This window comes from Deinococcus malanensis, from assembly GCF_014647655.1.
Classification (GTDB): Bacteria; Deinococcota; Deinococci; order Deinococcales; family Deinococcaceae; genus Deinococcus; species Deinococcus malanensis.
The window spans coordinates 154,027-171,661 of record NZ_BMPP01000006.1 but is presented as its reverse complement, the minus strand read 5'-3'; the positions used below and the strand labels follow the sequence as shown (position 1 = coordinate 171,661).

Genomic DNA, 17,635 nt, shown 5'->3' with positions numbered 1-17,635 from the left:
GAATTGTCCCGAAAGCCTGTCCACTGCAGAGTTCTTCCGATGACTGTTGATGCGGCTCATGAGGTATGCCCTGGCAATAGGCGCTGTGCTGATTGCAGGGGCCGGTAATTACTTTTTTGGCTGGCCAGGATGGACAGTGCTTATCCTGCTGCTGATTACAGGTGCTGTGTTCCACAGGTTCTACGTGTAGGTCTACCAGATACCTGAGGTTGCGCTGGACGTTGTATCGCGGAGCGTGACCTGGCAACACCCGTGGAAAGCAGACAGACTTTCCCCAGGCTCTCAGAGGCCCGGAGACGCCAGCAGTTCCGGATGGCTGTGCTTGCGCCTGCGAGCCAGATGCTCTGTCTCCTCATAACCCACACTGCGTCCATCTTCTGCTCCCCTCAGGCATTCTGTTCACCGCCTGAACAGGGAGTTGTCCGCCCTGCCGGGCCCCCACTCACGTCTGAACCTCGTTCAATATCAGACGGGTATTCTTGTGCGGTTATGCCCGACACGCCCCCGGTCTCCCGCTATTACGACGTCAAACGCAATGAAAACGGACAGCGTTACATCGACGTATACGTCAACGGCCTGGCCCTGCTGCAAAATCCGCTGCTGAACAAGACGACCGCCTTCACCCCGCAGGAGCGTAGAGAACTGGGCCTGGAGGGATTGATTCCGCCGCACGTCAGCACCTTCGAGGAACAGAAGCAGCGCACCTACCTGCGCTACCTGCGTCAGGCCACCGACCTGGAAAAGCACGAATATCTGCGCGCCCTGCAGGACCGCAACGAGGTGCTGTTCTACGCGGTGCTTGAAGACCACCTGGAAGAGATGCTGCCCATCATCTACACGCCCACGGTGGGCGAGGCGGTCAAGCAGTTTTCCAGCAATTACCGTTATCCACGCGGCTTCACGGTCAGCGCCCAGGACATCGACCGGGTGGAGGAGATGCTGGAAAATGTGCCGGTCAACGACGTGCGCATGATCGTGGCCACGGACAGCAGCGCCATTCTGGGCATCGGGGACCAGGGCTTCGGCGGCATGGCGATCAGCATCGGCAAGCTCAGCCTGTACACCGCGGCCGGTGGCGTGGGTCCGGACAAGGCCCTGCCGGTCGAGCTCGATGTGGGCACCAACCGTCAGGACCTGATCGACGATCCGCTGTACCTGGGATTGCACCAGCGCCGTATGACGGGCGCCGAGTACGACGAGTTCCTGGACAGGTTCGTGGAGGCCGCGCACGCCCGCTACCCGAAAGCGATCATCCAGTGGGAGGATTTCAGCCGCGGTACGGCGTTCCGGGTGCTGGAGCGCTACCGCCGGGTGGTGCCCAGCTTCAACGACGACATCCAGGGGACCGGTGCCATGGCCCTGTCGGGGCTGCTCAGTGCCTGCCGCATCAAGGGTGAAAGCCTCACGGGGCAGACCTTTGTGGTCGTCGGTGCGGGCGCCGCCGGCATCGGCGTGGCCATGGCCATCCGCCAGGGCCTGATGCATGAGGGACTGACCTTCGAGGAGGCCAGTGCGCGGGTGTTCGTGGTGGACCGCTACGGCCTGCTGATGGAAGGCCAGGCAGACCTGGAGCCGCAGCAGATGAGCTTCTTGCGCCGCCCGGAAGACCTGAAGGGCTGGACCTACGCCGGAGAAGCCCCCAACCTGCACGAGGTCATCGTCAACAGCCGTGCCACGGCGCTGCTGGGCTTTACCGGCGTGCCAGGGCTGTTCCGTCGCGAGAGCATCGAGGCCATGCTGACCCACACGCAGCGCCCCATCGTGTTTCCGCTGAGCAACCCCAGCAGCCACGTGGAAGCGCAGCCTTCCGATCTGATTGCGTGGACCGACGGACAGGCCATCGTGGCCACCGGCAGCCCCTTTGCCGACATTCAGTACGGCCAGCAGGCCTATCCTATCGGCCAGGGCAACAACGCCTTCATCTTCCCGGGGCTGGGGTTCGGGGCCGTGGCGACACGCGCGCGGGAAATCACCGACAACATGGTCATGGCGGCCGCCTATACCCTGGTAGAGGTAACACCCACCGATCAGGGCCGGGTCTACCCGCCCATCAGTGACCTGCGGGAGATCAGCATCAAGATCGCCGCGCGTGTGGCCCGGCAGGCCATTACCGACGGTGTGTGCGCTGACCGCCGCATGCGTAACCTGACCGACGAGCAGCTTGAGGCCAGCATCCGTGACCGTGCCTGGCTGCCTCAGTACCTGCCGCTGTGCAACACCGCTAAAAAGAAATAAGGATGCCACCGCGCGCTGGAACAAGTCGTCCCGGCACGCGTTCAGGTGGTGCTCTGGACTGGAAGCCATTCTTCTGCTCAGAAGCGGACCAGCCCTCTGTGGACCAGGGCCTTACTCCAGCGCCAGGTGAGCCTGCGCCAGGTGGTGCCTCAGGTGCCAGTCGTGCTTGTTGATCAGCTGCCACAGGTCATGTGGCCCCTCGGCCGGGTGCATCACCTGGCGGTTCAGGGTCGCTGGGTCCACACCCTGGAGCAGCGCCACCCAGCGCGTATTGATGACCTCCATCAGCGTCATGGCGTCCTCGACAGGCAGCGTGTAGTCCGGCAGCGCCACGGCCGCATCCTGGTCAAACGGCTGGATCATGTAGTCCGGAATGGTCAGGCCCATGCGCAGGCGGTGCAGCCCGTGCAGATGCGCGTCGGCGGTGTGGTGGGCAAGCTGGCGCAGGGTCCAGCTGCCCGGGCGGTAGGTCCGAGCCAGGTCCGTTTCGCTCTGGTCCGAGAGCAGCTCCTGCCACGCTCCCACAGCGGCCCGCATCTTGACGGACATCTGTTCCAGGGTGGCCGGAACACGCGCGTCGTCGGGGAGCTGTGGCAGGGGGCCAATCGGGTAGCGGGGATCGAGGGGCTGGACATCCGGGAGGTCAGTCATGCGCCGAGCATAAGTCCTGTGCCCCTCAGGCAAGCTTGAGTTGCCACTCGGTGAAGCTGGCCCACGGCTCGAAGCCCAGGGCCACGTTGATGCCCAGCATCGCCTCGTTCACGTTGGCATTGTTGGTCCGCACCCAGCGGGCTCCGGGGCAGTGCTGCTGCACGTGCCGCAGCATAGCTGCCTTGAGCCATTTGCCCAGGCCCAGTCCGCGTGCGCTGGGCCGCACCGCCGTGGCTCCCTGGTAGACCAGCGAGGCGCGCTCGGGTGTCCAGAACACTTCGGTATAGCCGTCGAGCTGGGCAGTACGCGTATCTTCCACAGCCATCATGAAGCGGGTTTCGCCGGCCTCGGCGATCATGGCGTCCCAGGCGCGGATCATCTCCGGGGTGATGGTCCAGTCGTCGACCTCCAGGTCTCCGCGCGGCGCGGTGTTCATGACCATCATCATGTCGGCGGCGCGTTCCAGGAAGTCATCGGGAATCACGGTCCAGGTATGCAGGCAGTAGGGCTCCCCCCCGGGACGAACCAGCCAGCGGTCAATCAGTGCCGGGTCCAGGGCGGTGAGGTCCAGCTGGCTCTGGCGCATTGGCAGGGCGGGCTCCGCGTTCAGGGTGCGGGCGTAGGCCTCGCCTGCAGGAGCGCGGCTGGTGGTGCCGAAGGTAATCAGGGTACGGCCTGCGCGACGGGCCGCATCTTCAAGCGCATAGGTCAGGGCGCGTCCATGGCCCTGGCGGCGAGTCTCAGGGTGCACGACCAGGCGGGCGTGGGCCGCGTGCAGGTTCTGTTTCATGTCGTAGCTCAGCACCCCCCAGCCCAGGGCCCGGTCCTTGTCCCAGATCACGAAATGCTCGGCTTTCTCATCGGGGGACAGGTGTGTAAGGCCCACGGCTTCTTTCTCGGACAATAGAGGGGGGTCTTCAGGGTAGGCGTAGCTATAGCTTTCAGCCAGAAGAATCCCAACGGCAAGGCGCTGCTCTGGCGTGGCGGCGTCCGGCATAAATGCCGTGACAGGGCGCGTGATTGGGGCAGTAGACGTAGTCATACAGCCAGTGTGCACCCCTTCAGGACTGGAAGCATCGGCACAATGGCGCAGGGTGTCCCTGGCGTTCTGGCTCAGACGCCAGCCAGTTTTTATCCTCTCTTGAGACCGGGTGGAGTCTGAAGGCATTTTCAGGTTTCATCAGTCACGGGTCATGGCGTCAGGCAAGAATCGCGGCATGAACAAGAAGACCTTGACTGCCCTTATGGCCCTGACTACGGCCACCGCCTTCGGTACTGCTTCTGCTCAGGGACGCATCAGCGCCCAGAGCATCATCGTCAACCCCACGCAGCCCGACCTCAGCGTCAGCGTGCGTGTGGACAGGGATGCCAGTGGCAACCAGAACCCCGCCTACCGCGTGGGCGACAAGATCACCGTGAGCGCTACCGTCAACCGTGACGCTTACATCTACCTCTTCAACGTTGACCCCAGCGGCGAAGTTGATCAGGTTCTGCCCAACCGTCTGGGCGGCGACAATTTCGTCAAGGCCGGTGCCACCCGTTCCTTCCCGGCTCCTGGCGACAACTTCACCTTTGACGTGGGCGGCCCCGTCGGCCAGAACAAGGTTCTGGCGCTGGCCAGCCTGACCCCGCTGAACCTGGACCAGATCAGCAGCTTCCGGACCAGCCAGGACCAGTTCGCCACCGTGAATGCCAGAGGCCAGGCCGGACTGGCCCAGGCCCTGAGCATCGTGGTTAACCCTCTGCCCCAGAACAGCTGGGTCAGTGACACCGCCTTCTACCAGGTGGCGGCTCAGAACCCCGTGACCACCGGCAGCCTGTTTGTGGGTACCAACGTCAACGCCAGCGTGATCCTTAACGGCCAGCGTCTGGGCGGCAGCAACGTGACCTACAGCAACCTGCGCGCCGGCACCTACCCTGTGCGTGTCCAGGCTCCCGGCTACAGCGACTTCGCCACCACCGTGACCATCCGCCAGGGCACCATCACCAACCTGAATGTGGACCTCGCGCCGGCCGCTCAGGCCGTGGTTCAGGCTCCTGTAACCACTGGCAACACCTTCCTTGACCTGATCGGCGGCCTGCTGGGCGCCATCACCGGGACCCAACTGCAGGATCCCGCCCGCAGCGCGCTGGACCAGAAGGTAACTGACCTGCGCAACCAGGGCTATACCGTGCAGGGAACCCGCACGACCACCACCGGCTACGTCAGCACCCTGAGCAAGGGTGGAAGCACCGTGACCGTGACCGTGACCCGAGGCGCCAACCGCACCCTGAGCGTTCAGGTGACCGAAACCACCAACTACCGCTACTAAGCTCGTAAAACGCGGCGCCCCTGCTAGTCAGGGGCGCCGCGTTTTATTGTCGTCGGGGAGCGTGCGCCGAGTCTCCAGGCTGGGTCTCCAGATGGGCCTGCTTTAAAGTCCTGCTACCGGCGGCTCTCTGCTGCATCCAGGCAGGAGGCATTCACCTGTCGTGACGCTTCAGGCGTGCCTCGCGCCAGATGGTCTAGGCCTTCAGCTGCTCTTTCAGGAACGCCATCAGGCCACGGATGTGCTCGCGGTCGAAGCGGAATTCGGCGCCCGCAGCGCGGTACAGCTCCGGCACCGGATATGCGCTCCCTAGGCGCAGGCTGGCCTTATAGCGTTCCATCGCGCCGGCCGCGTCATTTCTGGCCTCCCGCCAGATGCTGACGGCCGCGAGGTAGCACATGGCGTACTCGATGTAATAGAAGGGCACCTGAAAGATGTGGTAATACTGCCAGCCTTTGGCCCGGATGCGCTCGTCCAGGCCTTCCCACTCGACAAACGGATGGAAGGTCTGGTCCAGTTCCAGCCATTTGCGGTCCAGGTCCGCCACCGTTAGCCCATCTGGGGCCTCGGCGTACAGCCAGTGCTGGAAGGCGTCCATCTGGGCCGCCCAGGGCAGAAAGGTCACCACGCCCTGCAGCAGCTTCTCGCGGTAGCGCGCTAGTTCGTCGTCACCCAACGCGTGGCTCAGGTGGTCCAGGGTCAGGAATTCCATGGCCATGCTGGGAATCTCCACGAACTCGATGGGGCTCCAGCGGTTCCAGACCAGTGGCTGCGCGTCTCCGCTGTAAAAGCCGTGGAAGGCGTGGCCGACCTCATGAAACAGCACCCGTACGTCCTCGGCGGTGCCCACCACGTTCATCAGCACGAACGGTTCATTGGTGGTGGGGAAGTACTGGCAGTAGGCGTGGGTCATCTTGCCGGGGCGGGATTCGAGGTCGAGCAGCCCTCCCTGGCGCATCTGCCCAAAACGTGCGGCGAGGCCCTCGTCCAGCCCGGCAAAGGCGCGCTGCGCAAGCTCTTCAAGCTCTTCGCCGGTCTTGAAGGGCCGCAGGCTCTCGCGGCCCTGGGGGTCAAGCAGGTTGTTGCGGTTGTAGTCCCAGGGGCGGACGCAGTCCAGGTCCAGCTGCGCCGCGATGTCACCCATCAGCTCGGTGGTCAGTGGCACGACCTCGTCCCGCACGGCGTCGTGAAACGCGCGGCAGTCGGCGGGCGTGTAGTCCACCCGGTCAAGTTCCTTCCAGCGGAAGTCCCGGTAGTTCGCCTCGTCGGCGTTGCGCGCCAGCTGCCGCCGGGTGGCAATCAGCTCCAGCATCACGTGGTCGAGATCACCGGCGACCTTCAGGTTGCTTTCGGCCAGCGCATGCCAGGCTTCCTCACGCTCACCCCGCTCGGGGCTGTCGAGGCGCTGCTTGGCCTGGGGAATGGTCAGTTCCTGGCCCCCCAGCATGACCTTCTGGTTGCCTGTCAGGACCGAGTGACGGTTTTTCTGAGCCTCATGGGTGACTCCCAGGTCCACGTTCGCCTCGCGGAACAGGGCAGCGGCGTCGCGGAAGCGCCGGTAGTTCAGGGCGAAGTCGGATGGGGGAGTGTAATCCGGCACCGCCAGCAGTTTCTGGATCAGGGCGTGGCCAGCCCTCTGCGCCGAGGGCATGACCTGCGCCAGGAAGGTCTGGTAGCGGGTCTGCGCCGCGTCGTCATCGGTGTGGAGGTCAGCATGGACCGAGAGCTTGCTGCCCGCATCGTTGAGCTCGGCACTCAGCACGCTCCATTTGGCCAGCCACCCCGGAACGTCGGCTGCGGTAAGGTCCTGTTCCTGCAGGGCAGCAAACCGGGGCGCATAGGTTTCCCAGCGCCCCTGCGTGTCGGTGACCTGCAGCTTGCGTTCTACGGCTTCGAGTTGCGTCATCGCTGCCAAGTCTAGCCCTGGCGCCCGGAGCAAAACTAAGCCAGATGGCGCACTGGCCAGGGCCGGGTCAGCTCGCGCCGGGGCCGGGGTCCCGGCGGGCCGGACGCGCGCCCTTTTCGGGCGGCCCGCGGACTTCTTCCGGGGCGCGGCGCAGGTCGGCCGCCGGGACCCCCAGCAGCGTGCCCTGATCAGTGTGCACGTCCACCGTCCCGCTCAGCGGATGGAGCTTTGTGACCTTGCCGCAGGCCCCGGAGCCTTCATGACAGACCTTGGCGTTCTTGCGCGGCAGATCCTTGAGCAGGTCCAGGTACTGGGTGTGCTCGAACTGCAGACAGCACAGCAGTCTTCCGCACGGTCCCGAAAGCTTTTCCGGGTTCAGGGGCAGCTGCTGGTCGCGCGCCATGCGGATACTGACCGGCGCGAAGTCCTGCAGGTGGTTGCTCGAGCAGTTCTCGCGGCCACAGGCCCCCAGGGTTCCGATCATCTGGGCCTGCTCACGGGGACCTACTGCAGCGAAGTTCACGCGCGCGCGGGTGTGGGCCCGCACTTCCCCGATCAGGCTGGTCAGCTCGATGCGCTCGTCGGCGCTGTAGCTCACCGTCACGAGGCTCTCGTCAAGGGTGAACTCAACCGCCACAAGTTTCACGGGGAGCCCACGCTCACGGGCCCGGGCACGCAGCAGCCACTTCAGATCCTCGCCCTGACGGTGCAGGTCCTCCCAGTGGGCCAGATCTTCGGGGCTGGCCGCGCGCAGCACCATGCCGTAGCGCTCCTGGGCCTTGCGCTCGCCCGGGTCGCCGCGCACGGTGGCCACCTCTGGGCCGCGCTTGCCCTGCACGACCACTTTCGTCCCGACCACATGCGGGACCTCGCTCAGCATCGGGTGCAGGCGCGGACTCCGCTCGAATCGAATGGGCAGGACGAACACGCTATGCACAATGTCATGTCTGGCGGACGCGTGCCAAGAGCCATGACACAAAGCGCTCCCGCCCACCTGGGTGGGACGGGAGCGGGGGTGCGGGCAGACTGTTCAGTGCCGCTCGGCTATAACCTCAATTTCTACCCGCACGTCACGCGGAAGCCGGGCCACCTGCACGGTGCTGCGGGCAGGGTACGGAGCGGGGAAGTGCCGCTCGTACACCGCATTCATGGCGGCAAACTCGTTCATGTCGGCCAGGAACACGGTGGTCTTGACCACCCGTGCCAGATCGGTGCCCGCTGCGGCCAGGACAGCCTTCAGGTTGGCAATCACCTGCTCGGTCTGCTGGGCAATGTCACCCTCGACCAGATCTCCACCCAGGGTCAGCGGAATCTGCCCACTGGTGATCACCAGATTGCCGAAGCTGACGGCCTGGCTGTACGGGCCGATGGCAGCCGGCGCGCTGTCTGTCTGCACGATGTCTTTCATGGGTGCATGGTAGCGGTTCTGGGGCTGACCGCTGCCGCTTGCGACTGCGCAGGGCGGGCCCGGCATAGCTGGTTTCACATGCCTCCGGCGGCCAGACACCTGGCGCCGGAAGGCCTGTCACCACCCCCTCTGACCCTAGCGGTGGGATTTCACGTCAGGTGGGCGCCGGCCCACGGCGCGGTTCAGCACGGCGCGCGGGCGGGCAAGGTAGCGCTCGGCCTGACGCGCCAGCGTCACCCGCTGCCCGGCCATGATCAGAATCATGACCACGCTGCCCAGGATGCCCAGCAGCGAACGGTGTTCCGGGACCAGGATCACGCTCAACAGCGTGAAATACGCCAGCATCAGCAGCACATAGGTCACCAGGCTGTTGCCCCGCTGGGTGCTGAGCAGGATGTCGGCATATACCGGACCCTCGGTGCGGGGAGGCGGCAGTTCGTAGTTGGGAAGGCGCGCCTCGCGCTGCACATCCACAATCAGCGCCGTGATGTTGTCGGGCCCGCCAGCGTCGTTGGCGGCGTTGACCAGTTGCCGCACGGTGTCCTGGGGCGCGCCACCGCTGAGCAGCGTGATGAGATCCTCCTCGCTGACCACGCCGCTCAGGCCGTCACTGCACAGCAGCAGGCGGTCCCCGCTGTGCAGCGGCACCCCAAAGAGCTCCAGGCGAACGCGCTCCTCGCCGCCCAGCGCGTTGCTGACCACGCTGCGCCACTGGTGGGTTCTGGCCTCCTCCTCGGTCAGCAGGCCCAGGCGCACCTGTTCGGCCACCCAGGAATGGTCCTCCGTCAGGCGGTGCAGGGTCCCATCGCGCAGCAAGTATGCCCGCGAGTCCCCAACATGCGCGATGAGCAGGGCGCCCCGGTCGATCACCGCCGCCAGCAGGGTAGTGCCCATGCCCATGTATTCCCCGACCGCGTGGCGCAGCACGGTCAAATTGGCGGCCTGCACCGCTGCAATCAGGCGCGACGGGGGATTGCCGCGCTCCTCGCCGTAGTGCTGCGCCAGGGCGTCAAGCGCGAGATTCGCCGCCAGTTCTCCAGCCGCGTGTCCGCCCATCCCGTCTGCGACCGCGTACAGACCACCGTGAGGTAGGTCGAGTGCCAGCGCCGCATCCTGGTTGACACCGCCCTGTCTCTGACGCCCTACGTCTGTTAACAGACCAAAGCTCAGAGCGGGCGTTACCGGAACGCGCATGAGTTCAATATAAGCCACGGGCCCAGCGACGCGATAAATTCACCCGGTTCAATCAGCACTGGGAGTAAGAGGCCAGCCCGGCAGCCCGTGAAAGAGGCCCACGGTACTCTTTTCCAGAGGCTTACGTGGGCAGCAGCCAGCACAGTAGGCCCGCTGACCTCTGCGCTCAGCTGCCAGCCCCGATCTGGGTTTTGAGCCACAGCATCAGCGCTTCTGCGCTGGCCGGGTTGGTGGCCAGGGGGATGTCGTGGACGTCGCACAGGCGTACCAGGGCCGAGACATCAGGCTCATGCGGCTGCGCCGTCAGAGGGTCACGGAAAAAGAACACCGCCAGCACGGCTTCGTCCGCCAGGCGCGCGCCGATCTGCTGGTCGCCGCCCAACGGACCGGACAGCACCCGCTCGACCTGCAGCCCGGTCTGCTTTTGCAGCACGCTGCCGGTGGTGCCGGTGGCCACCAGATGAAAGTTGGCCAGTGTCTCGCGGTGCGTCAGCGCAAACATAGCCAGTTCGAGCTTTTTCTTGTCGTGGGCGATCAGCGCCACCTGACGTTTGACCGAAGCTCCGGTCATGCCGCGCCGCCCTCCACGCGGATACGGCGGTACATGGCCTGCACGCCACACCACACCCCGTAACACAGCGTACCCAGGGCCAGGACGCCCAGCAGGAAGTTGCCTGCCGGTTGCTCGCGCAGCCAGGTCAACACCTCGGAGACGCCCGGAACCATGCCAGCCTTGTTGCGCCACGCGGCGATCAGCAGAAAGACCCCGATGATGGCCACGGTGGTTCCGCGCGCCCCCACGCCTATCTGCCCGATTCGCTTGAGCTTTTCACCGTGCCCGGCTGCGCCGCTGAACTTCATACGCTTCATAAACTTTGCACCGGCCGCACTGTACAGCTGGTTGGCGGCAATCGCCAGGAGTGCCAGGCCGAGAAGTCCAAGCAACCACTGCCCTCCGGGCAGCGCCAGAACGTCTCCGGCCGCCTGGGCCTCGCTCTGCTGGTTGCGTGGGGCACTGCCCCGCATGGCCAGACGTGCGGCAAACAATGCCAGACCCAGGTTCAGCACCCCGCTGAGGAAATAGCCTGCCCGCTTGACAATGCCCTTGGCTTCCTTGCCCTGCTGTTCCGGGTCCAGGAAAGCGCGAACCAGCTGCCAGATCGCATAGCCGATCAGGCCCACTACCAGCAGCCACATCAATACCGGCCCGCCCGGCAGGTCCTGCAGCCGGACCAGGGCGCCCTGCGAATCGGTGGTGGCGCCGCCGCGGCCCGTGGCCACACTCAGTGCCAGCAGGCCCACCATGCCGTAGACCAGACCCTTGCTGGCATAACCGAAGCGGGCCAGGGCCTCCAGACCAGGAGCCACCTGATGCGTCACGCCACTGACCTCTGCGCCGGCCCTGTGCACGCCGGCTTCTAGCCCGTGTGCCATCCTTTTTCCCGTCTGCTTGAGGTCTGCCATGATCCTTCAGTGTGCAGCCCGCGCGTCCCTGTCATCTCCGGGCTGCGTTCGCCTTCTCTTTACCCACTGAATTGCCCCGCCGGCTCAGGGCAGGTGCTGCTCGAATTCCTGCAGGTCGGCCAGATATTCACTCATCCAGGTCTGCAGCGTGGTGTCGGTGAAGCCCCCGCGCAGCATCTGGCTGGAATCCAGGAAGTAACGGTTGCGGTAGATGTACGCCTGGGTGTAATAGTTGCTGTTCCAGCTGTTGACCAGCGCTGAACTCAGGGCAGCCTGGCGCCCCCGGTAGTCCCAGGAGGAACTGGCGGTGACCCGCAGACACACGCCCTGAACGCAGCCACTCAGCCACAGGTCCAGCTCACGGGGACCGGCCAGCACAGTCATCCCCGGGTCGCGGCCAGGCTTCTCCGGATTGAGCGTCACATGGTAACCCGCCGCGCGGAGGCTGGCCGCCACGGCGCCAGGAGTGGCGGCGCGCAGGCGAAGGCCGGCTGGGGCAACGCCCGTGCCACCTGCTTCTGTAACTGATACACAGGCCAGGCCCAGCGTGGCGCCCAGGAGCAGCGTTCTGGTCATGAGGATTACCTTACCGGGTTTGTGCGGGGCCCAGTTTCACGGAATCTCAAGCAGGATAGGTGCCAAGGGACAACGTTTTTCATAATTCTCAGAATAAAACCGAACCATCGTGAGGACCATGGTTGTCCAGTCGTCCAGCGGTACCCGGCGTAAACGTACTTTCGGTGTGTACATAGGCCGCTTTGAACCGCCGCATCAGGCGCATCTGCTTGTTATGCTCGAAGCGCTGCAGAGCGTTCAGAAGCTGATCGTGGTGATCGGCTCTGCGCGTGCGGCGCGCAATACCAAGAACCCCTTCACAGCCGAGGAGCGCCAGGATCTGATCTGGGCCATGCTGCTGGAAGCGGGCGTGCCAAAAAGCCGCGTGCTGTTCGTGCATGTACGTGACTATTTCTATAACGAGAGCCTGTGGCTGTCCGAGGTGCAGGCCGGAGTCCAGGCCCACACCCGGGGAAGCACGGACGTGGCCCTGATTGGTCACCTGAAAGATGAAAGCAGCTACTACCTGCGCTCCTTTCCCGCCTGGGAGTTTATTCCCACGCACGTGGTGAGTGCCCTGAGTGCCACGGACGTGCGCCGGGCCTACTTTGAGGATCGTCTGGAAGACGTTCTGGGCATGGTGCCTCCGGCCGTACATGCCTTTCTCGTGAGATTCCACCAGACCCCCGAATACGCCGAACTGCGTGTCGAATACGACCACCTCAGAGATTACCGGACCGCCTGGAAGGACGCTCCCTTCCCGCCGGTATTCGTCACCACAGACGCGGTCGTGACCCGCAGCGGGCACGTGCTGGTGGTGCGCCGCGGCGGGATGCCTGGTCGCGGCCGGCTGGCCATGCCCGGAGGATTTCTGGAACAGAAAGAGACGCTGATGGAATGCTGTATCCGCAAAGTCCACGAGGAAACCGGGCTGGGCGAGGGCACTTCTCTGCCTGCCGCCCTGAAATCACAGGCGGTCTTCGACTACCCGGACCGCAGCCAGCGTGGACGCACGGTCACGCACGCCTTTCACTTCGACCTGGGCATTGGTCAGCTGCCCCGCCTGAGCGGAGGCAGCGACGCCAGCGAGGCCTTATGGCTTCCCCTGAGTGATGCCCTGAGCAGTCCCGAATTGTTTTTCGAGGACCACCACGCGATTATCGAGCACTTTTTGATGCGGGGTTGAAGGCCCAGGAGCAGTGACTCCAGCGTTGTTGAAGCAAGATCGGCGACCCGCAGCGTCGCGTGGCAGTGAGGCCACCCCCGAGCCTCAGGCCATCACGAGCAGGTGCCACAGCCTGGAGTCAGACCCAGCCCTTCCTGCTCAGGCTGCCTTACAGCCGCGCAAATTCGGCAGCCACCCGCGCTGCCACAGCCGCGTTGTGGCGCACCAGGGCAATGTTGGTCTCCAGGCTGCGGCCGCCCGTAATCTCCACGATCCGGCCCAGCAGGTAAGGCGTGGTGTCCTTGCCGGTGAGGCCCAGCGCGTCCATGTCTGCCAGGGCCTGCTCGATATGCGGCGTGATTTCGGCTGCCGGAATCTCGCTTTCCTGAGGGACCGGGTTGGCCAGCAGCACGCCACCGGATAAGCCCATGGCCCATTTCGCCTTCAGTACGCGGGCCACCTGCGCCTCGTCCTGCACGGTCAGGGGCGACCTGAACCCGCTGGAGCGGGAGTAGAAGGCCGGGAATTCCTCGTTGCCCAGCGTGATCGCCGGAACTCCCTGGGTTTCCAGGACCTCCAGCGTCAGCCCGATATCCAGAATGCTCTTGACGCCCGCGCTGACCACACAGACATCGGTGCGGGCCAGTTCCAGCAGGTCGGCGCTGATGTCCATGGTCTGCCCGGCGCCGCGGTGAACGCCGCCCGTGCCGCCAGTGGCAAAGACACGGATGCCGGCCAGCGCGGCAATGCGCATGGTGGAGGCCACCGTGGTCGCCCCGTGCTGGCCCAGTGCCACCGTCACCGGCAGGTCACGGGTGCTGATTTTCTGCACGTTCGGGTCGGTTGCCAGCAGATGCAGTTCCTCTGGAGTCAGGCCGACCTTGAGCCGGCCACCCAGCACCGCGATGGTGGCCGGGGTGGCGCCGTTTGCACGAACCACGTCTTCGACGCCGCGGGCCATCTCTACATTCTGGGGAAAGGGCATGCCGTGGCTGATGATGGTGCTTTCCAGCGCCACCACCGGCTGCCCCGCCTGCAGGGCAGCGGCGACATCGGGGTGAAGGTCCATCAGGGCAGCGAGGTCAGGGCTTAAAGGAGCGTGGGTCATGTCAGGGTGTCCTTTCGGTGTAGAGGGCTCATCGGTGTAGAGGGCTCAGGCGGGCGCGCAGCAGTTCAGGGCTGAGGTCCGGTACCACCGTGAAGGGGCTTTCGATGGTCAGGGCGGCGGCGGCGTGCCCGTGCTGCGCTGCCTCGATGGGGGAGAGTCCCTCAGTCAGTGCAGCCAGGAAAGCTGCCAGCATGGCGTCTCCTGCTCCGGTCACGTCGCGCAGGGCGGCAGGCAGGGCCGGCAATGTCGCGGCGCCGTCAGTGGTGGAGACCAGGCTGCCAAGTGCGCCGCGGCGCACCCAGACCAGTTCCACACCACGGCCGTGCAACTCGAGCGCCGCTGCGCGCAGGTCCTCCGGGGTATCGGACACGGTGCGCTCCAGCAGGGCACCCAGTTCCGTGACATTCGGCGTGATCAAGGCCGGTGCCCGGCCGGCGTCCAGGGCTGGCCGGAGCTGAGCCGCCTTGGGAACACTGACAGGCTCGAAGGCCACCTGCACCCCGGCCTCGGCACTCAGCTCCAGCAGCAGCAGCAGGCTGTCCTGACGGAGGTTGCCGTCCACGACGAGCCACGAGGCGCCGCGCAGCAGCCCCCGCCGTTCCCGCAGGGCAGACGGAGTCAGGCGGTCCATTACCCCCATGGCGGCCACGGCCACCACGAGCTCGCCGGTCTCGTCCAGCACGGCGGTATAGGTACCTGTAGGCTCGTCAGGTACGCGGAGCACGCCGCGCACCTCGACGCCTGCGGCCTCGGTTTCGCGCAGAAGGGCGTCACCCAGGACATCCCGGCCCACCGCCGAGATCAGGCTGACCGACACGCCCAGACGGCCCAGGTTCTCCGCGACATTCCGGGCCACTCCGCCGGGCGCCTGGGCCGTGGTTCCCGGGTTGCTGGTGCCCGGTACACACGACTGCGTGGTGCGCGCCTTCAGATCCATGTTCGCGCCGCCCACCACCACGACGCGGCGCGCTGCCTGCGTGTCGGGCAGGATGTAACCTCGCCCCAGCAAGGCCCCTTTGCGCACCAGACTGCTGACATGCACGTTCACGGCTGCCCGGGACGTGCCCAGCTGCCGGGCCAGATCCTCGGGGGTGGACAGCGGAGACGCCTGAATCAGTTTCAGGAGTTGCTGTTCGCGGTCAGTCAGGGCCATTGCTTAAGCAGGATAAAGCTGCTTTCTGCAATTAAGCAAGGGGGTTGGCTGCTCCTGCGTCCTTGACCGAGGCTTCCCACAGCTCAAGTTGCTCCTGTGCCTCGTCGGCGTGCATCTGCTCCACCAGGGCCCCCTGGTAGGTGGCGACGCTGCGGCCCTCAGCCCGGGCTACTGCCCACGCTGCCAGGAGGTCTCGGGCGCTGTGCGCTTCTGCCTCCGAGACGCCGTACGCTGCATGGGCTGCCGCTACCTGTCCCGGGTGAATCACGGTTTTGCCTGCAAAGCCCAGGGCGCGGCCCTGACGACATTCCTGCTCGAACCCGTGCGGGTCGCGAATGTCATTGAATACGGCGTCGACCGGGATTTTTCCATGCGCCCGTGCAGCCAGCACCACAGCTGAGAGAGCGTGAAGCAGAGGCAGCCGCTCCGGATGCGGGCGGGTACGCAGTGCACGGGCCAGATCGTTGGCTCCGGCTAGCAGCCCGGACACGCCCGGTACCGCCGCGATTTCGGGCGCTGCGAGTACCCCTTGCGGAGTCTCGATCATGGCCCACAACGGCACGCGCAGCTGCAGGGCATGAACGTGCCGCGCGTCTTCCACTTTCGGCAGCACCAGGCCGTCCACACCCGAGAGCAGGGCCATTTCCCGGTCCTCGTGTTCCCACTCGGAGCCCTGGCCGTTGACCCGTACCAGAACCGGGCAGGGCCAGGCACCCCGCAGCGCCTCACGAACGTTGTGCCGGGCCTCGGCTTTCTTCTCAGGGGCCACGGCGTCTTCCAGGTCCAGAATCACGGCGTCGGCGCCCAGTGTCTGCGCCTTCTCGATGGCGCGGGGCTTGTCACCCGGCACATAGAGCATCGACCGCAGCGGCTTAGCGCCCATCGTTGGTCTCCAGACCGCAGCGAGAACGCCGGCGCTGGGCGGCGCTCGAGACCAGCAAAAACGGCAGCAGCGCCAGCAGAAATTTCAGGGGACGGCTCATGCGTCCAGTATTCCCCAGATGCTTGCCGGGGCCAGTTCCAGAACATTGCCGGCGGGATCATGGAAGTACAGGCTTTCGCCCCGGTCTCCCCAGGCGTAGCGTGTCACCTCCAGGCCGTGCGATTTCAGGCGGGCCTCCCAGGCGTCGGTCTGGTCCCGGGCGATGGCAAGGCAGGCATGCCCTCCGGCTGTGCCCCCATGAGACGGCACCTCGCCGGCCTGGACACTGGCCGCCGGATTGAAGATCAGCAGCATGCTTCCCTGCAGCCGGTAGAACAGGTGACGCCCAGGAACCCTGCTGTGCAGCGTCAGGCCGAGCACCTCCGTATAGAAGGGCTCGGCCAGGGCAAGGTCATCGGCGTACAGGCAGGTTTCCAGGGCGCGCAGCATGCCGCACTCTAGCGGTGGTGCAGCGGCCGCTTCATGGCAGTGTCACCCGTGGTGTGGGCGCGGGGCCCAGGGCGCGGCGCTGCACGTCACGCAGGGTCTGGTCTCCACTGATCTGCAGGCCGTGCTTGCGGAAGCTGGTCGCCAGACTCTCGGCGTCGCGGCGCAGCAACGCCTGGAAATTGGGATTCTGCCGGGTGGCAAGTTGTGGAAAATCGATGATGGTCACGGTGTCCTCCCACCAGAGAAGGTTGTAGGTGCTGTAGTCGCCGTGGACAAAACCCAGCCGCAGCAGGTCGGCCATACCGCTCAGGGCCTGCGTCCAGGCCGACTGCGCCTGCTCAGGGCTCAGCTTGACGTCGCTCAGACGCGGGGCCACGTGGTCCTCGGTGCCGATCAGGCGCATCAGCACAGCCGGGACGGTTTCGGCGTAATCAATTGGATAGGGACCGGCCAGCGGTTCAGGAACATTCAGCCCGGCGTGCCACAGGGTCCACAGGTGGGCGTACTCGGCCAGGACCCAGTCCGACTGCAGCATGTCCAGTCCGCGGCGGGTCCGCTGTTCCATGGCCTTGGCCGCGCGGCGATCCAGGATCACCTGACCCTCGCGGTAAACGCTGTCATTCTTGAAACTGCGGGCCTGCAGGTCGCGGTAGATCTTGAGCAGCACGGTGCCGCGAGTACCGCGTGCGACGTAGGCGGTGGCTTCCTTCCCGCTCTTGAGCTCGGCCACCACTTCGGTGAGGTGGCCCAGATGCATCAGGCGGCGGATGATGTCGTCACCCTGATCTGCACCGGGTTCGGCGGTCAGGTCGGCCAGACGGCGGCGGCCCTGTGGTTTGTGCCTCTTGCGGCGAAGGCGCTGCTCGCCCCCGTTCCACTGCTCGTCATCGAGCCAGTGGGCACTCAAGAGATCCCCCGGTCAGGGTGCTGGTGTGGAACTCGGATCAGGCCCGAAGGTGGGCGCTGCGACTGGTGCAAAATCATTCTCCTTGTTGGAGCCGTTCTCGAAGCCTCTTGCAGTCACGGTCAGACGGACGTTGATGATTTCGGTCATATGCAGCACCTCCTTCGTTGGTGTGCATGTACGGTAGCAGGCCAATAGGGCACTGGTCACT

Annotated in this window: 18 protein-coding genes; 3 read left to right on the top strand and 15 right to left on the bottom strand. The window is 65.2% G+C overall.

Going from position 1 to position 17,635, the window contains the following annotated elements:
• Positions 1-489: 489 nt before the first annotated feature.
• Positions 490-2,235, top strand: coding sequence for an NAD-dependent malic enzyme (locus IEY49_RS09120; RefSeq protein WP_189007124.1), 1,746 nt, complete (start codon positions 490-492; stop codon positions 2,233-2,235).
• A gap of 111 nt (positions 2,236-2,346) precedes the next feature.
• On the opposite strand, the gene IEY49_RS09115 is transcribed toward IEY49_RS09120, so the two are convergent.
• Together IEY49_RS09115 and IEY49_RS09110 are read right to left on the bottom strand one after the other, a co-directional pair.
• Complete coding sequence (locus tag IEY49_RS09115; protein ID WP_189007121.1) at positions 2,347-2,886, bottom strand: DinB family protein; 540 nt, start codon at positions 2,884-2,886, stop codon at positions 2,347-2,349.
• 25 nt (positions 2,887-2,911) lie between these two features.
• Positions 2,912-3,928, bottom strand: coding sequence for a GNAT family N-acetyltransferase (locus tag IEY49_RS09110; RefSeq protein WP_189007118.1), 1,017 nt, complete (start codon positions 3,926-3,928; stop codon positions 2,912-2,914).
• A gap of 175 nt (positions 3,929-4,103) precedes the next feature.
• On the opposite strand from IEY49_RS09110, the gene IEY49_RS09105 reads away from it, so the two are divergent.
• A complete protein-coding gene (locus tag IEY49_RS09105) occupies positions 4,104-5,198 on the top strand; it encodes a DUF4384 domain-containing protein (RefSeq protein ID WP_189007116.1) in 1,095 nt (364 codons plus the stop codon).
• Between the two features lie 193 nt (positions 5,199-5,391).
• On the opposite strand, the gene IEY49_RS09100 is transcribed toward IEY49_RS09105, so the two are convergent.
• The 7 genes from IEY49_RS09100 to IEY49_RS09070 form a co-directional block, all read right to left on the bottom strand.
• Positions 5,392-7,101, bottom strand: coding sequence for a M3 family oligoendopeptidase (locus tag IEY49_RS09100; protein WP_189007113.1), 1,710 nt, complete (start codon positions 7,099-7,101; stop codon positions 5,392-5,394).
• Between the two features lie 67 nt (positions 7,102-7,168).
• Positions 7,169-8,029 carry a PSP1 domain-containing protein gene (locus tag IEY49_RS09095; RefSeq protein WP_373291881.1) on the bottom strand — a complete coding sequence of 287 codons (861 nt, stop codon included), beginning with the start codon at positions 8,027-8,029 and terminating at the stop codon, positions 7,169-7,171.
• Between the two features lie 102 nt (positions 8,030-8,131).
• A complete protein-coding gene (locus IEY49_RS09090) occupies positions 8,132-8,509 on the bottom strand; it encodes a RidA family protein (RefSeq protein ID WP_189007110.1) in 378 nt (125 codons plus the stop codon).
• A gap of 135 nt (positions 8,510-8,644) precedes the next feature.
• On the bottom strand, positions 8,645-9,703 hold the full coding sequence (locus IEY49_RS09085) for a PP2C family protein-serine/threonine phosphatase (RefSeq protein ID WP_189007108.1): 1,059 nt from the start codon (positions 9,701-9,703) through the stop codon (positions 8,645-8,647).
• Positions 9,704-9,869: 166 nt separating this feature from the next.
• Entirely contained in the window at positions 9,870-10,274 is a 405-nt protein-coding gene (locus IEY49_RS09080) for a methylglyoxal synthase (RefSeq protein WP_189007105.1), read from the bottom strand.
• Positions 10,271-11,167, bottom strand: coding sequence for a DUF1206 domain-containing protein (locus IEY49_RS09075; RefSeq protein WP_229780717.1), 897 nt, complete (start codon positions 11,165-11,167; stop codon positions 10,271-10,273). Before IEY49_RS09075 ends, IEY49_RS09080 begins: the two co-directional genes overlap by 4 nt.
• An 84-nt stretch (positions 11,168-11,251) precedes the next feature.
• Positions 11,252-11,743 carry a type III secretion system chaperone family protein gene (locus tag IEY49_RS09070; RefSeq protein ID WP_189007102.1) on the bottom strand — a complete coding sequence of 164 codons (492 nt, stop codon included), beginning with the start codon at positions 11,741-11,743 and terminating at the stop codon, positions 11,252-11,254.
• A 118-nt stretch (positions 11,744-11,861) separates the two neighbouring features.
• On the opposite strand from IEY49_RS09070, the gene IEY49_RS09065 reads away from it, so the two are divergent.
• Positions 11,862-12,908: a bifunctional nicotinamide-nucleotide adenylyltransferase/Nudix hydroxylase gene (locus IEY49_RS09065; protein ID WP_189007100.1), complete on the top strand. Its 1,047-nt coding sequence runs from the start codon at positions 11,862-11,864 to the stop codon at positions 12,906-12,908.
• 148 nt (positions 12,909-13,056) lie between these two features.
• Here the strand turns inward: IEY49_RS09065 and IEY49_RS09060 are convergent, their stop codons facing one another.
• From IEY49_RS09060 to IEY49_RS21660, 6 genes are all read right to left on the bottom strand, one after another.
• Complete coding sequence (locus tag IEY49_RS09060) at positions 13,057-13,995, bottom strand: pseudouridine-5'-phosphate glycosidase (protein ID WP_189007097.1); 939 nt, start codon at positions 13,993-13,995, stop codon at positions 13,057-13,059.
• A 28-nt stretch (positions 13,996-14,023) separates the two neighbouring features.
• Complete coding sequence (locus IEY49_RS09055; protein ID WP_189007094.1) at positions 14,024-15,148, bottom strand: carbohydrate kinase; 1,125 nt, start codon at positions 15,146-15,148, stop codon at positions 14,024-14,026.
• 31 nt (positions 15,149-15,179) lie between these two features.
• Positions 15,180-16,031, bottom strand: a complete 852-nt coding sequence (locus IEY49_RS09050) for an HpcH/HpaI aldolase/citrate lyase family protein (protein WP_189007092.1) — start codon at positions 16,029-16,031, stop codon at positions 15,180-15,182.
• Positions 16,032-16,127: 96 nt separating this feature from the next.
• Positions 16,128-16,520: a VOC family protein gene (locus IEY49_RS09045; RefSeq protein WP_189007089.1), complete on the bottom strand. Its 393-nt coding sequence runs from the start codon at positions 16,518-16,520 to the stop codon at positions 16,128-16,130.
• Positions 16,521-16,551: 31 nt separating this feature from the next.
• Positions 16,552-17,427: an RIO1 family regulatory kinase/ATPase domain-containing protein gene (locus tag IEY49_RS09040; protein WP_189007074.1), complete on the bottom strand. Its 876-nt coding sequence runs from the start codon at positions 17,425-17,427 to the stop codon at positions 16,552-16,554.
• Positions 17,428-17,439: 12 nt separating this feature from the next.
• The gene (locus IEY49_RS21660) at positions 17,440-17,574 is read right to left on the bottom strand and encodes a hypothetical protein (RefSeq protein WP_268239023.1); all 135 of its coding nucleotides are present in this window, start codon (positions 17,572-17,574) and stop codon (positions 17,440-17,442) included.
• Between the last annotated feature and the right edge of the window lie 61 nt (positions 17,575-17,635).